Consider the following 16,456-nt stretch of genomic DNA (forward strand, 5'->3'; position numbering starts at 1 on the left):
ATTGACCACGTTCGTGGTCCGCGAGCGCGCGCTTCTCTGCAACCAAAATCCGGCGCAGGAGCACAACCCCGAAATCATTGCCGCTGGCCGGCGCGATGATGCTCGCGACCGCAACCTCGTGCCTCGCCGACAGCCCTTATTGCGTGGTCGGAAATCGCGCTACGGATTCCTCCAATCGTCACGACCAATCCGGGGATCGACGGCGACGTCTGGTTTGGGGACGGACCCGGCAAATCAATGGCGGATGCGAAGCTGGCCCGCTCAACGATCGGCGCCTGCCCGGAGGACGATCCGTCTGACAAGGACGTCGAAGATAGCCGAGCGCACCGAAGTGCCTCGAGTCGCTAATGCAGGAACTTGCCGCGGGGGGCGCTGTCCTGGGCTGCGGCAGCGTAGAATTGCTGCAGCTCAGCTTCCAGGTGCTCATTGACGAGCAGCAACGCCTTCAGGGCTCCGCGCAGGTCGCCATTGCAGCTTGCCACGATCTGGTCGATGGCCGCATCGCTAGGGTCGGAAATCATGGTACTCCTCCGATTGTTCCCGTTGAACTCGTCGTATGGGACGCCGGTTCCTGTGAATGTCGTGCACAAGCCAGGTAGCGTTCCGCTTTCGATGAAGCCTCGCGTCTGATGGCGAAATTGCCACCATCAATCTATGAAACTGCTAATGACGCTGGTATGAACCCGCTATCCACAGGCTGGGCGTATTGTGGAAAATCGTGCGCGGCACGGTCGTGAGAAAGTGACAATTGGCTTTCCGAACAAGACCATGTGCGGACCAAATAGAACCCGTCGCTGCGCGCCACGAGGTCTCGGCCTCGCCACAAATCCGCCCTGCACCGGGGCATCCGGATCATCTCAATGTTGACTGTGGTCGCCGTGCTGGCGCTGGCAGGGGTCGGGTTGGCGCTGGCGACGCAGGTCGGCGTGCTGCTGATCCAGCGCGCCTTTCCGCCACAGGGCCGCATGATCGAGGTTGCGGGCGCGGCGCTGCATGTCGTCGAACTCGGCCCGCGCGATGCTCCAGGGCCGCCGGTTGTGATGCTGCACGGCGCAAGCTCCAACCTCCGTGTGATGCAGCATCCGCTCGGCGACAGGCTCGCCGCGACCCGTCGGGTGATCCTGATCGACCGGCCTGGCCATGGCTGGAGCACGCGCGACCGCATTGCGGATTCGACGCCTGCGATCCAGAGCCGGACGATTATGGACGCGCTGGCCAAGCTTGGTGTCGATCGGGCGATCATCGTGGCGCATTCCTGGGCCGGCGCGCTCGGCCTGCGCATGGCGCTGGATGACCCGGACCGGATCGCAGGTCTCGTGCTGCTGGCGCCTGTCGCCTATCCCTGGCGCGGCGGCGTCGGACGCTACAATAGGGTGGTTTCGACGCCGCTGATCGGGCCGCTGCTCGCGCATACGATCACGATGCCGCTCGGTTGGCTGGTGACCAAGGCCGGCGCGCGCGGAGTGTTCGCGCCGCAGGCGATGCCCGGTCATTTTGTCCGCGACAGCGCGACGCCGCTGCTGCTGCGTCCGCGCGAGTTTATCGCCAATGCGCGGGACCTCGTGACGCTGAAGCCGGCCGTCGTCGCGCAGGCGCCGCGCTACGCGGAGATCACGGCGCCGCTCACCATCATCTCCGGCGATGTCGACAAGACGGTCTCGACGCACGTCCACTCGCGCCCGCTCGCCGCGACAGCAGCCAATGCGAGGCTGATCGTGCTGCCCGGCATCGGTCACATGGTGCAGTTTGCAGCGCCCGATCTCGTAGTGTCCGAGATCGAGGTGATGGCCGGCCGGATGGCGCGGCATGCGGTGGCGGCACAATAGCGGCTGTCGGCCGCGCCTTCGCACCGCGCGAATGTGATCCTGCGAGGCTTGCGCGGCCGCATGGCGCTGAACATCATGGTCGACGCGCGGTTTCGGATCTCGTCTCACCCAATGCCGGGTTGCTGCCGCCGGCGCCGATCCTGCGGCCTGCCGACGCCGACCTGAAGGCGCTGGCCGATCTCCTCAACCGTGCGCGGCGCGTGACGCTGTTCTGCGGGCGCGGCTGCGCTGGGGCGCGTGACGGCCTGCTGAAGCTCGCGGAGACGCTCAAGAGCCCGATCGTGCATGCGCTCGGCGGCAAGGATCACGTCGAGTACGACAACCCCTACGATGTCGGCATGACCGGTTTCATCGGCTTCTCCTCCGGCTATGCCGCGATGCATGCCTGCGACGTGCTGTTGATGCTGGGGACAGACTTTCCCTACAAGCAGTTCTTCCCGACCGGCATCAACATTGCGCAGGTCGATATCCGCCCCGAGAATCTCGGCCGCCGCTGCAGGCTCGATCTCGGCATCGTCGGCGATGTCGGCCAGACCGTCGCCGCGCTGCTGCCGAAGCTGAACGTGAAGACCGACCGCAAGCATCTTGACGCCTGCCTCGCGCATTATAAGGACGCCCGCGCCGGGCTCGACGACCTCGCCCGCGGTGAGCCGGGCCAGAAGCCGATCCATCCGCAATATCTCGCGCGCCTGCTCAGTGAGCAGGCCGCCGAGGATGCGGTGTTCACCGCCGATGTCGGCACGCCGACGATCTGGGCCGCGCGCTATCTCAAGATGAACAGCCACCGGCGCCTGATCGGCTCCTGGGTGCACGGCTCGATGGCCAATGCGATGGCGCAGGCGATCGGCGTGCAGGCAGCGCAGCCCGGCCGGCAGGTGGTGTCGATGTCCGGCGACGGCGGCTTCGCGATGCTGATGGGCGACCTCATCACTTTGACGCAGATGAAGCTGCCGGTGAAGGTGGTGATCTTCAACAACAGCGTGCTCGGCTTCGTGGCGCTGGAGATGAAGGCCGCGGGTTTCATCGAGACCGGCGTCGATCTCAAAAATCCCGATTTCGCGGCGATGGCCCGCGCCATGGGGATTCACGGTGTCAGGGTGGAGGACCCCGGCGAGCTCGAAGGGGCGGTCCGCGACGTGCTGGCACATGACGGTCCGGCCGTGCTCGATGTCGTGACCGCGACGCAGGAATTGTCGATGCCGCCGACCATCACGCTGGAGCAGGTCAAGGGCTTCAGCCTGTGGGTGCTGCGTGCGGTGATGAGCGGCCGCGGCGACGAAGTGGTCGATCTGGCCAAGACCAATCTGTTGCCGCGCTGAGCAAGCGGCGAGGTCCGCTCTGACATCTGCGCCAGGGCGGACGCAAGCATCTCGCGGCGCTATTTCTTCTGCTTGCCGTCCTTGTCGAAGGACGAAATGTAGGCCCAGATGTTGTTGGCCTCGGTTTCGTTCTTGATGCCGGCGAACGCCATTTTGGTGCCGGGGATCTTGGCTTTCGGATCCTTGATGTATTCGAGGAACTGTTCCTTGTTCCAAGTGATGCCCGAATTCTTGTTGGCGTCCGAATAATTGTAGCCCGGCGCGGAGCCGGAATGGCGGCCATCGATGCCGTTGAGCTCGGGGCCGACCTTGTTCTTGGCGCCTTCGCCGATCGAATGGCAGGCCAGGCACTTGTTGAACGCGGTCTTGCCGGCAGCGGCATCCTGCGCCGACGCGGAGGATGCGAATGCCAGCGATGTGACGACTGCCAGCGCGCTCAAGGTCTGTATCTTCATGGGGTGCTCTTCGTTTCGTCCCGGGAGGTAGTAAATTGTTTGTGGCATGGCCGCCTTATGTCGGACAAGCCACGAAACTTTGACAGGTTTCCTGACCGTCCGCTTGTCCCAGAGAGAACTCGTGATTGCGGGGGAGCGCAATCCGACCTTCGGCCGGGCTTCGGAAACAGGTGCAGACGTGCTTGATTTGTCGTAACAAATCGGCAAAGGGCGAAGCCCGGAGGAATCCCGATGTCCATCATGATGCCGGCCGCCGACCAGGCCATCCTTGATCGCCGCGCTGAAATCGCGGCGGCGCTGCGCGCAATCGTCTCGGGCGAGGGCGTGATCGACAACGCTGCCGAAATGCTGGTCTATGAATCGGACGGGCTGACCGCCTACCGGCAGCCGCCGATGGTCGTGGTGTTGCCCGATACCACCGAGCAGGTCGCGCGCGTCCTCAAATATTGTCACGCGCAAGGCATCAAGGTGGTGCCGCGCGGCTCCGGCACGTCGCTGTCCGGCGGCGCGCTGCCGCTGGCCGATGCCGTGCTGCTGGGCCTTGGTAAGTTCAAGCGCATCCGCGAAATCGATTTTGACAACCGCGTGGTCGTCACTGAGCCCGGCGTCACCAATCTCGCGATCAGCCAGGCGGTCGCCCATGCCGGCTTCTATTACGCGCCCGATCCGTCGTCGCAGATCGCCTGCTCGATCGGCGGCAACGTCGCCGAGAATTCCGGCGGCGTGCACTGCCTGAAATACGGCATGACCACCAACAATGTGCTGGGCTGCGAGATCGTGCTGATGAACGGCGAGATCCTGCGCATCGGCGGCAAATCGGCGGAGAATTCCGGCTACGACCTGATGGGCATCATCACCGGGTCGGAAGGGCTGCTCGGCGTCATCACCGAGATCACCGTGCGCATCCTGCAGAAGCCGGAGACGGCGCGCGCTTTGATGGTCGGCTTCGCCGAGGTCGAGGCGGCCGGCGAATGCGTTGCGCGGATCATCGGCGCCGGCATCATTCCCGGCGGCATGGAGATGATGGACAAGCCGGCGATCCACGCCGCGGAGGCCTTCGTCCATGCCGGCTATCCGCTCGACGTCGAGGCTCTCTTGATCATCGAGCTCGACGGTCCGTCGATCGAGGTCGACGAGCTGATCAAGCGGGTGGAGTCGATTGCGCAGGGCTGCGGTTCGACGTCTTGCCAGATCTCGACCTCCGAGGCCGAGCGCAATCTGTTCTGGGCCGGAAGGAAGGCGGCGTTTCCCGCGGTCGGGCGCATCTCGCCGGACTATCTCTGCATGGACGGCACGATTCCGCGCGGTGCGCTGCCGAAGGCGCTGGCGCGGATCCGCGAGCTCTCCGAGAAGTACCAGCTCGGCGTCGCCAACGTGTTCCACGCCGGCGACGGCAATCTGCATCCCTTGATCCTCTACGATGCCAACAAGGCCGGCGAGATCGAGCGGGCGGAAGCGTTCGGCGCCGACATCCTGCGCTGCTGCGTCGAGCTCGGTGGCGTGCTCACCGGCGAGCACGGCGTTGGCATCGAGAAGCGCGATCTGATGCCGGAGATGTTCTCCGACATCGATCTGAACCAGCAGCAGCGCCTGAAATGCGCCTTCGACGCCCAGGGCCTGCTCAATCCCGGCAAGGTGTTTCCCACGCTGCATCGCTGCGCCGAGCTCGGCCGCGTCCATGTCCACGGTGGCAAGCTGGCGTTTCCGGACATTCCGCGGTTCTAGAACTGTTGCGGGTGTTGCCGTGGTCGCGGGCTTCAGCAGTTTCGCGGCCTCAGCCGTGACATTGCTGAAATCGCTGCTACGTGCCCCCGTCTTGCGTTAGACGGCGCTAGCCGAAGCTGCGCCGTCTAGTTGAGTTAGGCGGGCATCACAGCAGCTCGTATTGCGTCCGCTCGCGCTTGGAGAGCAGCGGCAGCGCTTGCCCTGCGATGTAGGTCTTGAAATGCGCACTATCCTGGTGCGCCTTGAAGGCGGCTTCGTCGCGGAACAATTCGTAGAACAGGAATTGCGCCGGATCGTCCTTGGCCCGCGAGATCAGGAACAGCTTGACGCCGTCCTCGCGCTGCGCCTCCGGCAGGAATTGGTCGAGGATCGCGGCGACCTTGTCGGCCTCGCTGGGTTTTGCTTCCCACTTCGCCACGACCAGCAGGCCGCCGGTGTTGATGGCATCGCTAATGGTTCTCGTGCTCATCGCATAGTGCTTCATCTGCATTCCTCCGTTGCGTTGCTCCGATCGAGATTGCGAGACGGTCCAGGGCGAGATGTCGGTGATCGCTATGGTTGCCGCGAACGCGCCGATGGCGGATCGCTGGGTGAACCTCACCGTGGTGGTCGCGATTTCCGAACGCGTCATGGTCGTCTCCAACTGTCTTGCGGTGCCGAACCGCAACGCGGGACATAGTCGACTTGCGGGCACATTCGGTTCGGCAATGGTCGAATTGTCGATGTCGTGAACATTTCGATCATGATCGAAGCGTGACCGTGGGCTGCGGTGCGATAAGACCGCGAGCGAGCTGGCGCGGGTTGCCGGCGTCACGCCGCAGACCGCGAGCTGGCATCTGGCGAGACTGGTCGAGCGCGCGCTGCTCAAGGTCGAGCGGCACGGTCCGCGCCGGCTCTACGGGATCGCCACCCCGCTGGTCGCGCAGATGCTCGAAGGTATGATGACGGTTGCCCCGATCGATCCCCATCCGTCCCGGCCGCAGCCCCGGATCGACGCGCAGATGCGGCGGGCCCGGACCTGTTACGATTACCCTGCCGGCGAGCTCGGCGCCGTCACCGAGGCGAGGCTGGAACGGGGCTACCTGCAGCTGGACCGGGAGGCCGGCGAACTGACCGCCGCAGGCATGGCCTTTCTCGCGGGGCTCGGCATCGACCTAGGTTCGCAGCCCCGGCGCCGGCGGGTGTTGAGCCGGCCCTGCCTCGACTGGAGCGAGCGGCGTCCGCACCTCGCCGGACAGGCGGGGGCCGCGCTCGCCGAACTGGCGTTCCAGCGGGACTGGATCCGCCGCCGGCCGCAGGGCCGATCGGTCGAGATCACCGAGACCGGGCTTGCGGCATTCAGGACGCTGTTCGGAGCGCGCATTTGATTTCGGAGCCAAATTTGGCTACCCGCTAGCGCCGTGGACACGCTCAAAGTCAGAGACGCCAAAGACGTAGAAGAAGTGGTGCGCGCGGCTGTCGCCAGCGAGCAGCCGCTCGAGATCATCGGCCATGGCTCGAAGCGCGCCATCGGCCATCCGATGGCAACCAATGCCGTGCTCGACCTGTCGGCGCTCAACGCCGTCACCTCCTATGAGCCGAACGAGCTGATCATCACGGTGCAAGCCGGCGCGCCGCTTGCCGACGTGCAGTCGCTGATCGACGCCAAGAACCAGCAATTCGCCTTCGAGCCGATGGATACGTCCGTGCTGCTCGGAACGCCGCAGGCCGGCACCATCGGCGGCATGATCGGCGTGGGGCTGGCCGGGCCCCGCCGCATCAAGGCCGGCGGCGCGCGGGACCATCTGCTCGGCGCGCATGCGGTGTCGGGGTTCGGCGATAGCTTCAAGACCGGGGGACGGGTGGTGAAGAACGTCACCGGCTACGACCTCTGCAAGCTGCTCACCGGTTCCTGGGGCACCCTGGCGGTGATGACCGAGGTGACGCTGAAGGTGATGCCGAAGCCGGAAGCCGAGCGGACGCTCGTGCTCCGCGGGCTCGACGATGTCGCCGCTAACAAGGCGATGACGGCGGCGCTCGGCTCGCCGTTCGATGTCTCGGGTGCGGCGCACCTGCCGTATCAGGCGTTCCGGACCGGAACGGGGCCGCTTGCAGGTCTCGCCGTCGCCGGGCAGGCGGTGACGCTGGTGCGGCTCGAGGGCATCGCGGCGTCAGTGGCGCACCGGGCGGCCTCGCTGAGCCAGACACTGTCCTCCCATGGGACGGTCGATCGACTCGAAGACGATGCCTCGCTCGCGGTCTGGGCTGGCTTGCGCGACGCGGCGCCGTTTGCGGCGAATGGCGCGCTCGGGGCGTGGCCGGTCTGGCGGATCGTTTGCCCGCCAGCTTCGGGTGGCGCCCTCGGCCAGGCGCTGGCGCGCGCCAGCGGTGGCGACGTGATCTACGATTGGGGCGGCGGACTGATCTGGCTCGCGGTGCCGCCCAACGAAAATACGCGACCCGACACACAGGCAGCTCTCGTACGCAGCCGGGTCGAGGCGGCTGGCGGACACGCCACCCTGATCCGTGCCGACGAGGCGGTGCGCCGCGCTGTCGATGTGTTCCAGCCGCAGGCCGAGGGCCTTGCCGCGCTCGGCGAACGGGTGCGCAATAGCTTCGATCCGAAGTCCATCCTCAACCGCGGCCGGATGAGGCGAGGTGGTGCCGCATGAAGACCGAATTCTCGCTGACGCAACTCGCGGACCCCGACATCAAGGAAGCCGACAAGATTCTGCGCGCCTGTGTGCATTGCGGCTTCTGCACTGCGACCTGCCCGACCTATGTGCTGCTGGGCGACGAGCTCGATAGCCCGCGCGGCCGCATCTACCTGATCAAGGAGATGCTGGAGAAGGACAAGCCGCCGACTCCCGATGTGGTCAAGCATATCGACCGCTGCCTGTCGTGCCTCGCCTGCATGACCACCTGTCCGTCGGGGGTGAACTACATGCACCTGGTCGACCAGGCCCGAGTCAGGATCGAGCGCGACTATACGCGGCCGTTGGCCGAGCGGCTGTTGCGGTCGGTGCTGGCCTTCGTGCTGCCGCGCCCGGGCGTGTTCCGGACCAGCATGATCCTGGCCGGCCTTGTCCGGCCCTTGACCGCGCTGTTGCCCACACCATCGGTCGGCGCGTCGTCCCCAGGCCTGCTGCGGCGGATCAAGGCGATGCTGGCGCTCGCGCCGCGTGACCTGCCGCAACCGGGGCCGTCAGCGGGAACCGTGTTCGCGCCGGTCGGCCGGCGGCGCGGCCGGGTGGCGCTGCTTCAGGGCTGCGCCCAGCAGGTGCTGGCGCCGCGGATCAACCAGGCCGCGATCAACGTGCTGACCCGGCACGGCATCGAGGTGGTGCTGGTCAAGGACGAGCAATGCTGCGGCGCGCTCACCCATCACATGGGGCAGGACGAGGACGCGCTGGCGCGTGCGCGCGCCAACATCACGGTGTGGCAAAGGGAAGCGGACCAGAGCGGGCTCGACGCCATCCTGGTCACGACCTCGGGCTGCGGCACGGTCATCAAGGACTACGGTTATCTGCTGCGCGAGGACCGCGCGTTCGCCGGTCCTGCTGCACGAATTTCCGCACTGGCAAAGGATATCACCGAGTATCTTGCCGGCATCGAGCTCGCGCCCTCGACGCAAAAAGGCGACGTCACCGTCGCCTATCACTCGGCCTGTTCGCTGCAGCATGGGCAGAAAATCACCCATCTTCCGAAAGAATTGCTTTCCAAGAATGGATTCGTGGTGAAAGATGTGCCCGAGAGCCATTTGTGTTGCGGTTCGGCGGGGACCTACAACATTCTCCAGCCCGACATTGCGAGCAGATTGCGCGATCGCAAGGTCGCCAATATTGCGATGGTCAAACCGGACATGATCGCTGCGGGCAATATTGGCTGCATGGTTCAGATTGCCGGCGGTACGTCAGTTCCTGTGGTGCACACGATTGAGCTTCTCGATTGGGCGACAGGAGGTCCCCGGCCAGGATTGAACTGATCGACTGCCACTCGAGCATGATCCGGACCTGGAGCTCTGCGTTGGCGCAGCGTTAAGACCGGCGCTCCGACAGGACCATGCCCGACAAGCGAACGGGCCGGTGCTTCCTGCAAGCCGTGCTCCCGTTCCGGCAAGCGGCCATTTCACTGCGCGCGGCGGCCCTTCATCAGCGGCAACAGGAGGACCACGATGGCGAAATCGAAGAAGGCGAAGAAAAGCAAGAAGGCCAAAAAGGCCAAGAAGGCTGTAGCGGCGAAGAGGAAAACTGCGAAGAAGTCCGCCAGGAAATCGGTGAAGAAGGCCGCCAAGAAGGCTGCGAAGAAGTCGGCGAAGAAAGCCGCCAAGAAGGCTTCGAAGAGAGCCGCTGCCAAGAAGGCAGCTCCCAAGAAGGCCGCGCCGAAGAAAGCCGCCAAGAAGAGCGCGCCGAAGAAAGCCGCCGCACCGAAGCCGGCGCCGGTCGCCGCGCCTCCGGCGCCTGCGCCCGAGCCGCAGCCGGCCCCGAGCTGGGCCACGCCGAGCCATGAGCCGGCGCCTGGCTGGGTCGCCGGCACCGCCCCCGACGGAGGCGAGCACCACTAAGGTTTGTACTCAATCAGATGTATAATTTTACGTGGAGATATGATTCAAGCTCTGCATTTGCGGGGCTTGGATCATGGCGGGCGAGTTTTGGTTGAATGATCGGCAGTGGGCAGCAATCGAGCCCTTGCTGCCGCAAAATCAGCCCGGCGCTCGTCGAGTCGATGATCGCCGCGTGATCAGTGGCATCATCCATGTGTTGAAGTCCGGCTGCCGCTGGCGCGATTGCCCGGCAGTGTTCGGCCCTTACACGACCGTCTACAATCGCTGGAACCGCTGGTCGCGGCGCGAGGTCTGGCGCAATCTGTTCGAAGCACTTCGGGGCCTGTCGCCCGATGACGACTTCCAGGCCATCGATTCCACGACCGCCAAGGCGCACCGTGCGGCGGCCGGTGGAAAAGGGGGGCGGAGGCTCAGGCCATCGGTCGTTCCCGCGGTGGCAGGACCACCAAGATCCACGCCGTCTGCGACAGTCTCGGACGCGCCATCGCGCTCGAAGTAACGCCAGGTCAGCGTGGTGACATCCGCGCGGCGCTGCCCCTGCTCAGCTCTCTGCCACCACCGCGTTGCTGTGCGGCCGACACGGCCTATGACGCGAACGAACTGCGGCAATTCCTCATCGAACGGGGAACAACCCCGGTCATCCCAAACAATCCCACCCGAAAACGCTTCCATCCGTTCGACCGCGCCGCATACAAGCGGCGCAACCTCGTCGAGCGCATGTTTTGCAGGCTCAAGGACTGGCGGCGCATTGCAACCCGCTATGACAAGCTCGCCAGAAACTTCCTCTCGGCCGTCAATCTTGCTGCCGCTATCATTTGGTGGACCTGATTGAGTCCGGACCTTAGAGCGAGATGAGTTACGTCGAATCGGTTCGGCCACAGAGCGGTTCACATCTCCCCGACGGGGAGAGGTCGATTTGCTCCTGGCGATGCGAAGCATCGTCCAGTGCAAATCGGGTGAGGGGCCGCGGCTTTAACGGGAGACCCTGATCCTCTCACCCGGCGCTACGCCATAGCCGGAGCAGCGCTTCGACGTTCTCTTAAGGACGGCCGCCGAAGGCGGCCTATGCCTCTCCCGAAGGAGAGGTGAACCTCCGTTGCCGCTCCAGTTCGACCTAATCTCATCACGCGCTAGCCGAAGCGAGCCCGAGCGGGGTACGCAATCGGATGGATTGGAGAGCCGCAGCGGTCTGCCGCTGCGGCTCTTTTCATGTCGCCATCGCGATGCGGTCCTCTTGCGTACCCGGCGATTCGTCGCCCGGCTCGCATTCCGCTCGCCTATCGCAGCTTCCGTCGCTCAACCGGGGCGGGAGCCATTCGGTTTGTGGTGCAAATGCAACACGCGCCGAGCAAGATTCGCTGGAGTGGTCAGAACGCCTAAAAAGGCGGCACATGCATGTCTTTTTTGCTTCTCCGGCATAAGCACGCGTTTCAGATTGAACTCACGCGATTTGGTTCCAGTCGCTTATCGCTCGCCCTGGGGGGCCATTGGAGCTGGGCTGTTCGGAAAGTAGATGGGGATCGTCATGAAGAAATTGGCTTTGTTAGCAACGGCGCTAGCAATGGTTTCGAGCTCGGCTTTGGCAGCTGATATGGCCGTGAAGGCCGTCAAGGCACCGCCGCCGGCTCCGTTCGAGCCCTGGGACGTCGCCTTCGGCAGCTCGCTCTCGAGCGACTACATCTTCCGCGGCGTCACCCAGTCCAACCACAAGCCGTCGGTCTCCGCGTATTTCGAGCCGCGCTACAACGTCACCAAGGACCTGCAGCTCTATGTCGGCGTGTCCGGCGAGAGCATCTCCTTCGCCAACCGCGCTGCGGCGGAGGTCGACGTCTACGGCGGTATCCGCCCGACCTTCGGCGCCTTCGCCTTCGACATCGGTGTCTGGGGTTACCTGTATCCGGGCGGCACCTGCCAGTTCGGCGCGCCTTTCGACACCGCCGGCAACCCGCTCGGCCCGGAGTGCGCCACCAACTTTCTGGCCAATGGCAACGTGATGAAGCGGGACGTCAGCTTCTTCGAAGTCTACGGCAAGGTCACCTACACCATCAACGACAACTGGGCGTTCACCCTGAACGAATACTATTCGCCGAACTTCCTCAACACCGGCGCGTGGGGCAACTACTCCTCGATCATCGGCAAGTACACCGCGCCCAGCACCATCTTCGGCTCCAGCGGCGTCGGCATGTATGTGTCGGGTGAGTTCGGCCGGCAGTGGCTTGGCACGTCCGATAGCTTCTACGGCGTCCCGGCGTTCCCGAACGGCATCAAATATGCCGATTACAACACCTGGAATATCGGGATCGGCTTTACCTACAAGGTGTTTACGCTCGACCTGCGCTATTCCGACACCGACATGTCGAAGGGTGACTGCAACGCCTTCACCAGCGACTTCACCGCTGGCGGAACCACCAACGTCACCCCGATCAACCCGTCCGGCCTCGGCTCCAACTGGTGCGGCGCAGCCGGCATCGCCAAGCTCTCGGTTGACCTGACGGCGGCGTCCAACCTGAAGTAATCCCTCTTGCGGAGACGAAAGGGCGGCGGAGCAATCCGCCGCCCTTTTTGCTTTTACAGGAGGGGCCTCCGCCCGCCGGCCGCAATCAGTGCATCGCTGCCCGGCATCGTCGCGGCAGTCGAAGGCCGCGACAGCGCACCGGCCGATCTTATCACACTGCGACCTTGACGGCCTCGCGCAGCGTGAAGCGGTCGCCGTCGCGGACCAGCGCGATATTGCGCTGATGGAACGCGTCCAGCGTCGAGCGGTGGCCGATCGAGACGACGGTGGTCGCCGGCAGCTTTTCGGCGATGAGCTTGTAGAGCGCGGCTTCCGACGGCTCGTCGAGCGAGGCGGTCGCCTCGTCCAGGAACAGGAATTGCGGTGCGTGCAGCAGCGCCCGCGCGATGCCGAGCCGCTGCTGCTCGCCGAGCGACAGCATCCGGTTCCAGTGCGCCTCCTCGTTAAGGCGCGTGGCGAGCTGCGGCAGTCCGACCGCGATGAGGACTTCGCGGACCCGCGCCGCATCGAACTGTGCGGCTTCGCCCGGATAGACGACCGCGTCATGCAGCGATCCGATCGGCAGATAGGGGCGCTGCGGCAGCATCATCAGCCGGGCATTGGCCGGGATTTCGATTGCGCCATTGCCGAACGGCCAGATGCCGGCCACTGCGCGAAACAGCGTCGACTTGCCGGCGCCGGACGGGCCGGTGACGAGCGTGCGCTCGCCCGGGCGGAAGCTGACATGGTCGACCGAAACCAGCGGCGCGCCGTTCGGAAGCTTGACCAGGAGCTGCGGCAGCGCGATCTCGCGGCCGGAGGTGGGCCTGGCGTGAATCGAGGCGGGATCGGCGGCCAGCTTGTCGGCGCTTGCGATCGAGGCCTCGAAGCCGTCGAGACGGGCGATCACCGCGCGCCATTCGGCCATGGTGCGGTAGGCCGACACGAAGAACGAGAGCGCGTCCTGCACCTTGCCGAAGGCCTCGGCGATCTGGATCAAGGCGCCGAGCTGGACCGTCTTGCTGACGAAATAGGCCGGGCCTGCGAGCGCGAACGGAAACACCACCGACGCCTGTGCGTAGGATTGCGTGAAGGCGGTAAGCCGCTTGGTCCGGCTCATGATGCCATACCAGTTGGAGACGACGCGGCCGAACCGCTCCGACAGGCGCTCGCGCTCGGCGCCCTCGCCCTTGAGCAGCGCGATCTGTTCGGAGTTTTCGCGGACGCGCACCAGGTTGAAGCGGAAATCCGCTTCCAGGCGCTGCTGGTGGAAGTCGAGGTTGACCAGCGGCGAGCCGATCCACTGCGTCAGCAGCGTGCCGAAGATGGCGTAGACCACCGCGCCCCAGACCAGGTACCCCGGAAATGAGAAATCGCTGCCGAACAGCAATAGCGGCAGCACTTCCGACAGCCCCCAGAGGATCACCACGAAGGAGGCGAGCGAGACGATCGAGCTCAGCAGTCCGACGCCGATCGCCAGCGTCTGGGCGACGAACAGCTTGACGTCGTCGGTGATGCGCTGGTCGGGGTTGTCGGCCGCGTCGCCCGCGAGCTGCATGCGGTAGTGATTGGCGCCGTGCACCCAGTCGCGGAGATATTTGCCGGTCATCCAGTTGCGCCAGCGGATCTGCAGCCACTGGTTCAGATAGAGCTGGTAGACACCGAGGACGACCGAGACCGTGGCCAGCGCGCAGAACACCAGCATCTCGCGCTTGAAGGTGTCCCAGTCCTTGTTCTGCAGCGCGTTGTAGAAGCGATTGCGCCACTGGTTGACCAGCACGTCGTTTCCGACGAGCAGCAGCTCAATCGTGATGACCGCTCCAAGCAGCACCCGGCCGGCCCACTTGTCCTCGGAACTGAAATAGGGCGCAGCGATGCGCCACACGGACGCGAGCGTCGAGCGAATGTTGTGCACAGATTATCGTCTCCGGGAGATGGGCCGCAAAGGCCTGAAAAATCGGGACAATCGGAAGGTTTCAGACGAAAGTCGTAGAACTGGCATGCAAGCGTTGGCTTGTCCCGGTGTTCTAGTCAACTCTAGCATGCTCACAACGGCGAGGGGCGGGGGACCTTCAGTTTTTCGCGAGGATGTGAGCGATCCTTACCGATCGTTCATTCGCGAGCCGGGGCTCAAGCATTTTCAGACGGACTCCCGCGGTCGCGCCCGGTGCACCCGCCTCACGCAGGCGGCGCGCCGCATCAAACCGTGGGGGATCCCGAGATGAACGGCACCTGGAATCAAATCTACAATCCGCTGGGGAATGCGGCGCTGTCTACGATCGCGGCGGCCGTTCCCGTGGTCACGCTGCTGGTCCTGATCGCCAGCGGCCGGGTAAAGGCGCACATCGCCGCCATCATCGCCGTGATCGTGACCAATCTGATCGCGATCTTCATCTTCACGATGCCGGCCGGGATGTCGATCCGCGCCTCGCTGCTCGGCGTGGTCTCGGGCTTCTTCCCGATCGGCTGGATCGTGCTCAACGTCATCTTCCTCTATCAGGTCACCGTGCGGTGCGGGAAGTTCGAGCTCCTGAAGCGCGCCATCGGCGGCGTCACCGAAGATCGCCGCCTGCAACTGCTGCTGATCGCATTCTCCTTCGGCGCCTTCTTCGAGGGCGCCTCGGGGTTCGGCACGCCCGTTGCGATCACCGGCGCGGTGCTGATCGGTCTCGGCTTCTCGCCGCTCGCGGCCTCCGGCCTGTCGCTGATCGCCAACACCGCGCCGGTCGCCTATGGCGCGCTCGGCACGCCGATCCAGGGCCTTGCCTCGGTGACCGGGCTTGATCCCTACATCCTCGGCGCCATGGTCGGCAGGCAATTGCCGCTGTTCTCGCTGATCGTGCCGTTCTGGGTGGTGTGCGCGTTCGCGGGCTGGCGCGGCATGATGCAGGTGTGGCCGGCCATCCTCGTCACCGGCGTGACGTTTGCGGTCCCGCAATATGTGATCTCGAACTACATCAATCCCTGGATCGTCGACATCGGCGCCTCGCTGATCTCGATGGGCAGTCTGATCCTGTTCCTAAAGGTCTGGCAGCCCAAGAAGCTCTGGCTGTCGCCGGCGCTGCGCGGCCACGATGAATCGGCGGCGACGATGGTGGCGACGAAGCCGCTCGACAAGACGCCGCTGACGCAGGGCGAGCTGTGGAGCGCATTGTTGCCGTGGATCATCGTCTGCATCCTGATGCTGATCTGGGGCAATGGCGCGTTCAAGACCTGGGCGAATTCCATCTTCACCTGGAACTACGCCGTTCCCGATCTGCACAATATGATCAACAAGGTGCCGCCGGTGGCGGCGAAGCCGACGCCCGAGGGCGCTGTCTTTGCGTTCACCTACCTGTCGTTTACCGGCACGGGCATGCTGATCGCCGCGATCATTTCCGGGCTCCTGATGGGCGTCTCGCCGGTCGGTCTCGTCAAGGAATATGGCCGCACGATCAGGCTGTGCGCGATATCGCTGATCACGATCTCTGCGATGCTGGCGATCGGCACGCTGACCCGGCTCTCCGGCGTCGACGCCACGCTCGGTCTCGCCTTCGCCGCGACCGGCGTGCTCTATCCTTTCTTCGGCACGCTGCTCGGCTGGTTGGGCGTGGCGCTGACCGGATCGGATACCGCCTCCAACATCCTGTTCGGCAATCTGCAGAAGATCACGTCGCAGCAGCTCGGCCTGTCGCCGGTGCTGATGGCGGCGGCGAACTCGTCGGGCGGCGTGATGGGCAAGATGATCGACGCGCAATCGATCGTGGTCGCCTCAACCGCGACCAACTGGTACGGCCACGAAGGCTCGATCCTGCGCTACGTGTTCCTGCACTCGATCGTGCTGGCCTGTTTGGTCGGCCTGTTCGTGACCTTGCAGGCCTATGTGTATCCCTTCACCGAGCTGGTCCTGAAATAGGCGCATCTCCGACACGAAGCCCCGCGGGTAAAGCCCGCGGGGTTTTGCTTTTCAGAAGGCATTTTCCATCGCGGGTAATCTGGCCAAGCGCATGCGCGTCCAATACAAGGGCGCGCGTTGGACCATGACGCCCGCCGAACGGCGAAGAGCGGAACCGGCGCGGCTGAACAAGGCTCGAATGCGAGCGCGCGATGACAGG

12 protein-coding genes and 3 pseudogenes are annotated in these 16,456 nt (G+C 64.6%); 10 read left to right on the forward strand and 5 right to left on the reverse strand.

Features of this window, described 5'->3' with window-relative positions; all coding sequences use genetic code 11:
- Positions 1 to 95: 95 nt before the first annotated feature.
- Positions 96 to 348: pseudogene (locus MTX23_RS06490) on the forward strand (hypothetical protein).
- Here MTX23_RS06490 and MTX23_RS06495 read toward each other — a convergent pair.
- Complete coding sequence (locus MTX23_RS06495) at positions 345 to 521, reverse strand: hypothetical protein (protein ID WP_172626676.1); 177 nt, start codon at positions 519 to 521, stop codon at positions 345 to 347. The pseudogene MTX23_RS06490 and the gene MTX23_RS06495 sit on opposite strands and share 4 nt — an antisense overlap.
- Positions 522 to 860: 339 nt before the next feature.
- Between MTX23_RS06495 and MTX23_RS06500 the strand changes: the two genes are divergently transcribed.
- Positions 861 to 1,826, forward strand: coding sequence for an alpha/beta hydrolase (locus MTX23_RS06500; protein WP_280975798.1), 966 nt, complete (start codon positions 861 to 863; stop codon positions 1,824 to 1,826).
- A gap of 116 nt (positions 1,827 to 1,942) precedes the next feature.
- Positions 1,943 to 3,145, forward strand: a pseudogene (locus MTX23_RS06505) (thiamine pyrophosphate-dependent enzyme); the annotation flags it as partial.
- Between the two features lie 59 nt (positions 3,146 to 3,204).
- Here the strand turns inward: MTX23_RS06505 and cycA are convergent.
- Complete coding sequence (gene cycA, locus MTX23_RS06510) at positions 3,205 to 3,600, reverse strand: cytochrome c-550 CycA (RefSeq protein ID WP_280975799.1); 396 nt, start codon at positions 3,598 to 3,600, stop codon at positions 3,205 to 3,207.
- Positions 3,601 to 3,831: 231 nt separating this feature from the next.
- Here cycA and MTX23_RS06515 point away from each other — a divergent pair, with 231 nt between their 5' ends.
- Positions 3,832 to 5,325 (forward strand): FAD-linked oxidase C-terminal domain-containing protein, encoded by a 1,494-nt coding sequence (locus MTX23_RS06515; RefSeq protein WP_280975800.1) that lies wholly within the window; start codon positions 3,832 to 3,834, stop codon positions 5,323 to 5,325.
- 145 nt (positions 5,326 to 5,470) lie between these two features.
- Here MTX23_RS06515 and MTX23_RS06520 read toward each other — a convergent pair whose 3' ends face one another.
- Positions 5,471 to 5,956, reverse strand: a complete 486-nt coding sequence (locus MTX23_RS06520; RefSeq protein ID WP_280990720.1) for a putative quinol monooxygenase — start codon at positions 5,954 to 5,956, stop codon at positions 5,471 to 5,473.
- 295 nt (positions 5,957 to 6,251) lie between these two features.
- Between MTX23_RS06520 and MTX23_RS06525 the strand changes: the two genes are divergently transcribed.
- The 3 genes from MTX23_RS06525 to glcF are packed head-to-tail and all read left to right on the forward strand — an operon-like array spanning position 6,252 to position 9,289.
- Entirely contained in the window at positions 6,252 to 6,692 is a 441-nt protein-coding gene (locus tag MTX23_RS06525) for a hypothetical protein (protein WP_280975803.1), read from the forward strand.
- Positions 6,693 to 6,725: 33 nt separating this feature from the next.
- On the forward strand, positions 6,726 to 7,976 hold the full coding sequence (locus tag MTX23_RS06530; protein ID WP_280975804.1) for an FAD-binding protein: 1,251 nt from the start codon (positions 6,726 to 6,728) through the stop codon (positions 7,974 to 7,976).
- The gene (glcF, locus tag MTX23_RS06535) at positions 7,973 to 9,289 is read left to right on the forward strand and encodes a glycolate oxidase subunit GlcF (RefSeq protein WP_280975805.1); all 1,317 of its coding nucleotides are present in this window, start codon (positions 7,973 to 7,975) and stop codon (positions 9,287 to 9,289) included. The genes MTX23_RS06530 and glcF overlap by 4 nt, the downstream gene beginning before the upstream one ends.
- A 143-nt stretch (positions 9,290 to 9,432) precedes the next feature.
- Here glcF and MTX23_RS06540 read toward each other — a convergent pair whose 3' ends face one another.
- Positions 9,433 to 9,801 (reverse strand): hypothetical protein, encoded by a 369-nt coding sequence (locus tag MTX23_RS06540; protein ID WP_280975806.1) that lies wholly within the window; start codon positions 9,799 to 9,801, stop codon positions 9,433 to 9,435.
- Between the two features lie 140 nt (positions 9,802 to 9,941).
- Between MTX23_RS06540 and MTX23_RS06545 the strand changes: the two are divergent.
- Both MTX23_RS06545 and MTX23_RS06550 read left to right on the forward strand, forming a co-directional pair.
- Positions 9,942 to 10,696: pseudogene (locus MTX23_RS06545) on the forward strand (IS5 family transposase).
- Positions 10,697 to 11,393: 697 nt separating this feature from the next.
- Positions 11,394 to 12,383, forward strand: a complete 990-nt coding sequence (locus tag MTX23_RS06550; protein ID WP_280975807.1) for a TorF family putative porin — start codon at positions 11,394 to 11,396, stop codon at positions 12,381 to 12,383.
- Positions 12,384 to 12,534: 151 nt separating this feature from the next.
- On the opposite strand, the gene MTX23_RS06555 is transcribed toward MTX23_RS06550, so the two are convergent.
- On the reverse strand, positions 12,535 to 14,277 hold the full coding sequence (locus MTX23_RS06555; protein WP_280975808.1) for an ABC transporter ATP-binding protein/permease: 1,743 nt from the start codon (positions 14,275 to 14,277) through the stop codon (positions 12,535 to 12,537).
- A gap of 306 nt (positions 14,278 to 14,583) precedes the next feature.
- Here MTX23_RS06555 and MTX23_RS06560 point away from each other — a divergent pair, with 306 nt between their 5' ends.
- On the forward strand, positions 14,584 to 16,257 hold the full coding sequence (locus MTX23_RS06560) for an L-lactate permease (RefSeq protein ID WP_280975809.1): 1,674 nt from the start codon (positions 14,584 to 14,586) through the stop codon (positions 16,255 to 16,257).
- Positions 16,258 to 16,456: the final 199 nt, after the last annotated feature.

The organism is Bradyrhizobium sp. ISRA436, assembly GCF_029910015.1.
In the GTDB taxonomy this organism is placed as follows: domain Bacteria; phylum Pseudomonadota; class Alphaproteobacteria; order Rhizobiales; family Xanthobacteraceae; genus Bradyrhizobium.